The 6,953-nt window shown below is 32.4% G+C and carries 8 protein-coding genes and 1 tRNA gene; 3 read left to right on the top strand and 6 right to left on the bottom strand.

The genetic code is table 11. The annotated features are described in order from the left end of the window. Positions 1-189: 189 nt before the first annotated feature. The 3 genes from EG242_RS12730 to EG242_RS12720 form a co-directional block, all read right to left on the bottom strand. Positions 190-657: a regulatory protein RecX gene (locus tag EG242_RS12730; protein ID WP_124900242.1), complete on the bottom strand. Its 468-nt coding sequence runs from the start codon at positions 655-657 to the stop codon at positions 190-192. Between the two features lie 67 nt (positions 658-724). Continuing rightward, the gene (locus EG242_RS12725; RefSeq protein ID WP_124900241.1) at positions 725-991 is read right to left on the bottom strand and encodes a hypothetical protein; all 267 of its coding nucleotides are present in this window, start codon (positions 989-991) and stop codon (positions 725-727) included. Positions 992-1,236: 245 nt separating this feature from the next. Continuing rightward, a tRNA-Leu gene (locus EG242_RS12720) sits at positions 1,237-1,316 on the bottom strand. 146 nt (positions 1,317-1,462) lie between these two features. Here EG242_RS12720 and EG242_RS12715 point away from each other — a divergent pair. Further along, the gene (locus EG242_RS12715) at positions 1,463-2,404 is read left to right on the top strand and encodes a ribose-phosphate pyrophosphokinase (protein WP_124900240.1); all 942 of its coding nucleotides are present in this window, start codon (positions 1,463-1,465) and stop codon (positions 2,402-2,404) included. A 27-nt stretch (positions 2,405-2,431) separates the two neighbouring features. Then, positions 2,432-3,037 carry a 50S ribosomal protein L25/general stress protein Ctc gene (locus tag EG242_RS12710; protein ID WP_124900239.1) on the top strand — a complete coding sequence of 202 codons (606 nt, stop codon included), beginning with the start codon at positions 2,432-2,434 and terminating at the stop codon, positions 3,035-3,037. A 309-nt stretch (positions 3,038-3,346) separates the two neighbouring features. Here the strand turns inward: EG242_RS12710 and EG242_RS12705 are convergent, their stop codons facing one another. The 3 genes from EG242_RS12705 to EG242_RS12695 form a co-directional block, all read right to left on the bottom strand. Continuing rightward, positions 3,347-4,045: a gliding motility-associated C-terminal domain-containing protein gene (locus EG242_RS12705; protein WP_124900238.1), complete on the bottom strand. Its 699-nt coding sequence runs from the start codon at positions 4,043-4,045 to the stop codon at positions 3,347-3,349. Next, the gene (locus EG242_RS12700) at positions 3,996-4,934 is read right to left on the bottom strand and encodes a hypothetical protein (protein ID WP_124900237.1); all 939 of its coding nucleotides are present in this window, start codon (positions 4,932-4,934) and stop codon (positions 3,996-3,998) included. Before EG242_RS12700 ends, EG242_RS12705 begins: the two co-directional genes overlap by 50 nt. A gap of 110 nt (positions 4,935-5,044) precedes the next feature. Beyond that, the gene (locus EG242_RS12695) at positions 5,045-5,692 is read right to left on the bottom strand and encodes a T9SS type A sorting domain-containing protein (RefSeq protein WP_124900236.1); all 648 of its coding nucleotides are present in this window, start codon (positions 5,690-5,692) and stop codon (positions 5,045-5,047) included. A gap of 250 nt (positions 5,693-5,942) precedes the next feature. On the opposite strand from EG242_RS12695, the gene EG242_RS12690 reads away from it, so the two are divergent. After that, positions 5,943-6,836, top strand: a complete 894-nt coding sequence (locus EG242_RS12690; RefSeq protein ID WP_124900235.1) for a tetratricopeptide repeat protein — start codon at positions 5,943-5,945, stop codon at positions 6,834-6,836. The last annotated feature ends 117 nt before the right edge of the window (positions 6,837-6,953 follow it).

The following is a 6,953-nucleotide window of genomic DNA, read 5'->3' as shown; positions in this document are numbered from 1 at the left end:
GCAGGCACCCACAGTAGATAACTCCCCAGACTCGATTTCTTTTACAACACTCAACTTAAAAGATATGCTGTAATCTCGCTGAGTGCGTTTCACATAATTTTTTCTTTCTTCCATAATAACGATTTCTTTTTTGTATCGCTATTTCAGGACGAGACAAAACATAAAAAAAACTCCTACCTCATGTAAAAGTTATTGTAGGTCTTTAAGAAAGTCAAATATTAAATTGCTTTCATAACCTTTACGCATTAGAAAACCGACCCATTTGCGTTTTTTTTTCTCTAGGGAGGTGTCGGTTAAATTTTGCCATTTACGTTCTGCTAATGTGTAGAAATTGCTTAAATAATCGGTTTCTATTTCTTTTATGGCGGTTTTAATGTTGTATGAAGATATATCTCGAAATTTTAGTTCTTGCTCTATGCGACGCTTTCCCCAGTACTTAAACTTGTGTTTGCCGCGAGCAAAACTTTTAGCGAATCTCTCTTCGTTTAAAAAATTGTTTGCAACCAAATGATCTAAAATATGGTCAATTGCTGTTTGGTACATACCTAAGGATTTTAATTTGGTGATGACTTCTTTGTAGCATCGATCTTGGTATGAACAATAATGTTCTAATTTTTTTATGGCATCGATTACAGAAATTCCTTGGTTGTTTTGCATTGGATATGTATTTCGTGTATCTTTTGAAAGAAAAAATCCTCTAAGTGAGGATTTTTAGGCGATATTTTTATTTTTTGTTATCGGTTTCTTGATCTTCGTCTTCATTTTCTTCGACAAACTGGCTCATGATTTGATCAATTTCTTCTTCGGTTAATTCTTCTTCAACTTCAATATCTTCCAATAATGATTCAAACTTTTTAATATTCTTTTTCATTCTTTTTGAAAGGTCTTCATACTCGCCCAATAATTTTTTGTACGATTTTATAATAGATTTTTGTTTTTTTAATTGCTTATTTTGCTCTTTTAGCTTTTTTTGTAATTTATCTTTTTTCATGATGGTAGTTTTGTTTTTATAAAATTAAGCAAAATTGTTTAAAGTTTTAACTAGGTAATGTTAAGTTTTACTTGTTGAAAGTTTAAATGCTTGCGGCAGTGTTTGCTTATTAATACAATAAGGGTGTTTTATATAGGGCATTTCAAGATTGTAACTTTAAATTGGTGGAGTTTTTTTTGATTTCTTGTGAAGTTTTTATGAACTAAAAAACAGCTCAAAATCAGGTTATTAAGAGCTGTTTTATGTACCTGAGGTGGGAATCGAACCCACACTCCGAAGAACACGAGTTTGAGTCGTGCGCGTCTACCAATTCCGCCACTCAGGCTTTTTTGCTTGAAATTGTGATGCAAATGTAAACACAAAATTATTTAAAACAAATAAAATTGTAAAAAAAAACACTTTACAAGAAAATTATTTTTAAATTTGCACCCACAATACAACAAACAATAATAACTACTAAATTAAGCAACAATGAGTTACTTTGAACCGGAAGCAAAAGTTTTTGCATGTTCTGAAAGTAAAGTATTAGCAGAGAAAATTGCCAAGCATTACGGTGTAACCTTGGGGAAGGTAACATTTTCTCATTACAGCGATGGAGAATTTCAGCCTTCGTTTGAAGAATCAATTCGTGGATTAAGAGTATTTCTAGTATGTTCTACCTTTCCAACGGCTGATAATTTAATGGAATTGTTATTAATGTGCGATGCCGCCAAACGTGCTTCTGCTCGTCATATTACAGCGGTAATCCCTTATTTCGGATGGGCACGTCAAGATCGTAAAGATAAACCACGTGTGCCAATAGGAGCTAAGTTAGTTGCTAAAATGTTAGAAACAGCTGGAGCTACACGTATTATGACGATGGATTTACATGCCGATCAAATTCAAGGTTTCTTTGAAAAACCTGTTGATCATTTGTATGCATCTACCATATTTTTACCTTATATTAAATCGTTAGATTTAGAAAATGTAACTATGGCCTCGCCAGATATGGGTGGATCTAAACGTGCGTATGCTTATGCTAAATATTTAGAAAGTGAAGTAGTTGTATGTTACAAACAACGTAAAAAAGCTAACGTTATTGATACTATGGAACTTATTGGTGATGTAACAGGCAGAAATGTTATTTTAGTAGACGATATGATTGATACAGGTGGTACATTGGCAAAAGCAGCCGATGTTATGATGGAACGTGGCGCATTAAGTGTACGTGCTATTTGTACTCACGCAATTTTATCAGGAAATGCTGTAGAAAAGATAGAAAACTCTGCATTAACAGAATTAATAGTAACAGATTCTATCCCGTTAAAAAAACAAAGCGACAAAATTCGCGTATTAAGCTGTGCCGAATTATTTGCAGATGTAATGCACATGGTGCAAAATAACACATCTATCAGTGATAAATTTATCATGTAATTTTTTATTAATTTTTATATATTTAAAATGAAATCAATTTCAATTAAAGGACAAGAAAGAGAAAGCGTGGGTAAGGTAGCAACCAAGGCTGCACGTAATGCTGGATTGGTTCCTTGCGTAATTTACGGAGGAGAACAACCAGTACATTTTACAGCTGAAGAAAAAGCATTCAAAGGTTTAGTGTATACTCCAAACGTACACACTGTTGCAATTGATTTAAACGGAAAATCTGTTGATGCAATTTTACAAGATATCCAATTTGATCCGGTATCAGACAAAATTTTACATATCGATTTTTATCAGTTACATGCTGACAAAGAAATCACTATGGATGTTCCTGTTAAAGTTGTAGGAAATTCTAAAGGTGTTATGGCTGGTGGTGTTTTACGTTTAAACCAACGTAAATTAAAAGTTCGTGCATTGCCTGCAAACTTACCTGACTTCGTAGAAGCAGACATTACAGATTTAGAAATGGGTAATAAATTATACATTACTAAATTACCAACAAACAACTTTAAATTGTTACAACCAGAAAATACTGTAGTTGCACAAGTACGTATTTCTCGTGCTGCAATGAAAGCTGCTCAAGAAGCTGCAAAAGCAGAAAAAGGTGGAGCAAAAAAGAAAAAATAATCAACATTATTTTTACACAAAAGCCTCGGATTTATTCGAGGCTTTTTTATTGGTTTATATTTTCATTTGGGCAATCCGCCGCCGCGGATCAGGCTTTACGTTGCAATCTTTTTGCTCGTTCCTCACAAAAAGGATTTTCAATTGTTCCTGAGTTTGCCGAAGGGCAATCCCTTTTGCATAAAAAAAGCTATTCTCGGTTATAAGCGCTTTAAGAGTCTTATTATAGAAAAAACATAGTAAATTTATATTTTTGAATATATTTTCAATGATATTTACTCATTTGCCTTTTTTGTTTTTTAGGTAGTTGCTCTAATTTTTAATTTCGTTTATAAGCTGTATCCATCCTGTAAATGTTTCACCTCTAACTGTTTGTATATTATAAAAATAAGTTCCTGTTGGTAATAATGTTCCATTGGTTGATTGTCCCCACCATTGGTTGGTATAAAGACTATTCTCATAGATTTTGATGCCGTAACGGTTAAATATCCTAAGATAAACACCACCAAAACTTTCTAAATCAAAATAATCGTTAAGCCCGTCTCCGTTTGGAGAAATTCCTTTTTGAATAGTGCACCACGAGCCTTTATCTTCTCTTTCAATAAATTTTGTTGAAGAACACCCATCTTCGCTTGTTACTGTTAACTCAATTATGTTGTAATCTTTTAATAAATTATTGTGTGTGGAAAGGTTTAATAAATGCGATGTTTCATTAACAGGTATCTCATTTATCTTCCATTCAAAAATGTTTTGCGAAGAAGGCTGAGAGACAATTGCTTCTATATATGCAATTCCTTGCTTACAGTAATATTCTAACTGAAAATCAATATACATTTTAATTTCAACAGTATGTCTAATGGTTTTTATACATGGCTTAGCGTCAGATATATCAGGTTTAAATGTGTAAGTTGTTGTTTGGTGAGGATTAAATTTAGGCGACCAAACTCCTGAATAACCATTGTTAGAAACTGTTGGTAGTGTAAGGTTGGTGCCGTAACAAACTTTTTTCAATTGTAAATTCTGGCTCCATAAGCGGAATGATTTCCACGGTCATTGTATATGATGGTATCGAGGGGTCATCGGGAGTAAAGGTATAAGTGGTTGTTTGCTGGTTGTTAACTGCCGGCGACCATGTTCCGGTATAACCTTCTTCTGATACTTTAGGTAAGGTAAATGACTCTCCTTGACAATAAGGCCCCATCTGCTCAAACGGATCTACTATTATAGAAACATCATCTATCAGATATGTATGCATAGTGTTTATATCACCTATACCTGGGGTGAAATTTCCAATGATAAAATATTGTAATCCAGAAACTTGTGGTGTAAACTCCATTTCTACCAAAAACCAATCGTCTATATTGGTAATTGTAAGCGGAAAATTAGCGTCAGCCTGATTAATACGAAAAGATGTAGGTTGAAAATAAGGAGCTGTAAAAAATTTAACACCCAGATTACCTGGTACTCCAAGTCCAACTGGTGGGTTAGCTTTTAATGCCGTGAAAAAAGCAATAGTGTATTTTTTTCCTGCTGTTAAAGGCTGGCTTAATTCTCCTTGTAAATATTCTCTGCTATTGCCAGTAACTCCGCCCGTTAATACAATTATGTGTGCCATACTATCTCCTGTTCTTGGTAGTTGATCGTTACCAGGAAACAATGGATGAGAAGTACAAGAAGGATTCAAGCTCATATGAAATATGTCAGAAGTTCCTAAGCTGGGAATAGTCCAATGATAGGCTACATTATCAAAGTCATTTCCGCCTTGATATGCCCCACAAAGTAACCGGTTGTAATCTATATCTTCAAAACTTGGGTTTAAAACCAGATTTTGTTGGGTATAGCCTTGTTGAACAAAAGTGCAACAAATGATAACCTGTAATAAAGCATAAAAATATTTCATGTGTAAACGTTTTTGTAGAATGTCAAAAAGCTATTGTTTGTTTTTATAAGAGATAAAAAACGGCTATTCATTGAGTAGCCGTTTTTACATAATTTAGATATTTTTGAAATTTATTTCTTGATAATTTTTTTAGACCCCATGCCATCTGTTGTGTAGATATTCAATATGTAAACTCCCGCTTGTAAGGTGCTAATGTCTATGATTCCCTGTTCACTAGAAATAGCTGTTTTAAAAACTTTTTTTCCTGTTATATCAATAATCTCAACAGATTCAATAGTTGACTTATATGAAATGTTTAGAATATCAACAGCAGGATTTGGATATATTTGCAACGATGCCATTTCCACAGTGTTTAAACTTAAAGCCCCTTTTTCAAATATACTATAAGTAGTTGAATTTCCAAGTGTTAACATATTCCCTGTAATGGTATATGTGCCAGATGAATAATCAGGAATAACATAATCATTTATATATATACTTGAGAAGTCATCATAATTATCATAATATGATGTAGTGATCGATGGATTTGGCATACCAATAGAGAAATCTAGTTGCATGCTTGTGTTATCAACTGTGAAGTAACCTGTTGAAGAACAAAAAGGCATATTTGTTTTTACAAGTAAAATTCCCGGAGCTGTTGGTTCGTGTTTAAATTTCAATATCACTTCGTTTGGAATAGTAGGCATAGGGGTGCCAAATACTGGGTGTATAGGAATGATATCTACAGGTACAGGAACATTCTGTCCATCTACAACCAAAGTTTTTAATATCCATTCATGCGAAACCAACGTTTGTGATGGTGTTTGTGCCCAAGAACTATAGTTAAACAGCGCACAAAATAAAAGTGTAATTAAAGTAATTTTTTTTCATAAATTTTGAATTTTACATTATTGTTATGAAATAAATATAAAATGTTTATTTTTATTTTGCAAAAAGAATTGACGAACGGTGTATTTATATTGACAAGTGGCTTTTTGCAACTTCTTTTTTTGGATAATTTTTGTTATTATGAAGAATATTGGGTTGCTTGTTGTTTTTATTTTGAATAGTTTTTGTAATTTTTCTCAAGCTCAAAACTTTGTGGAAGATTGTGAAAAAAAAGCTCATGAACAATATTTATTTGATCACGAAAATACTACAGATGAGCAAAGAGCAAAATATTTTGAAAATTTAGGTGAATGTTATTCATCTACAAATCAATATAAAAAAGCTTTAGAGGCATTTACCAAATCTGCACACATTTATAAAAACTTAAATCTTAAGGATTTCTACTGGGGTGTTGTTAAAAATATAGGGTACACTCATTATCAAATGGGGGAATATAATAAAGCTCTGAAATATTATTTTGATGTTTTAAAATACTTTGAAACTCGCCAAAACTGGAGAAATGTAGCATATACATATAATAATATCGGAATTTTATTTCATAGGCAACACGATACAGAAAAGGCATTGTTTTATTACGATAAAGTTGAAAAAATATTAAAAAAATATCCTGAAGTAAAAGGAGAAATTTATCCAATGCTGTATACCAACATAGGATTGTCATATTATGCGTTGGCAGCATATGAAAAAGCAAAAGAAAATTACCAAAAAGCCCTCAAATTTAATGAAAAAACAGGCGATAAACATATTCACAACGTTATCATAGGAAATATGGCATCTGCATACCAAAGGTTAAAAGACTATGAAAAAGCAGAGATATATTTTAAAGAAGCTATTGAAAAAAGCCATGAGCAGGGAAACGAAATGTCTGAAATAATAAATAATGCAGATTTAGGTAGCTTATATTTAAATATGGCAAAAGAAGAGTATTCTGTAACAAAAAGAAATACGCTACTAAACAAAGCTATTCAATGTTTTCAAAAGGCTTTACAATTTTTAAGGATACTAAAGATTTAAGAAGGTATTCGGGATATTCTGGAGAACTTTCAAACGCTTATGAACTAAAAGGCGATTACCAAAAAGCATTGGAAATATACAAAGAGCATATTAGTTACTAAGAAAGTATTTTTAATG

The organism is Paenimyroides viscosum (assembly GCF_003858535.1).
Taxonomy (GTDB): Bacteria; Bacteroidota; Bacteroidia; order Flavobacteriales; family Flavobacteriaceae; genus Flavobacterium; species Flavobacterium viscosum.
This window is presented reverse-complemented; position numbering and strand designations above follow the sequence as displayed.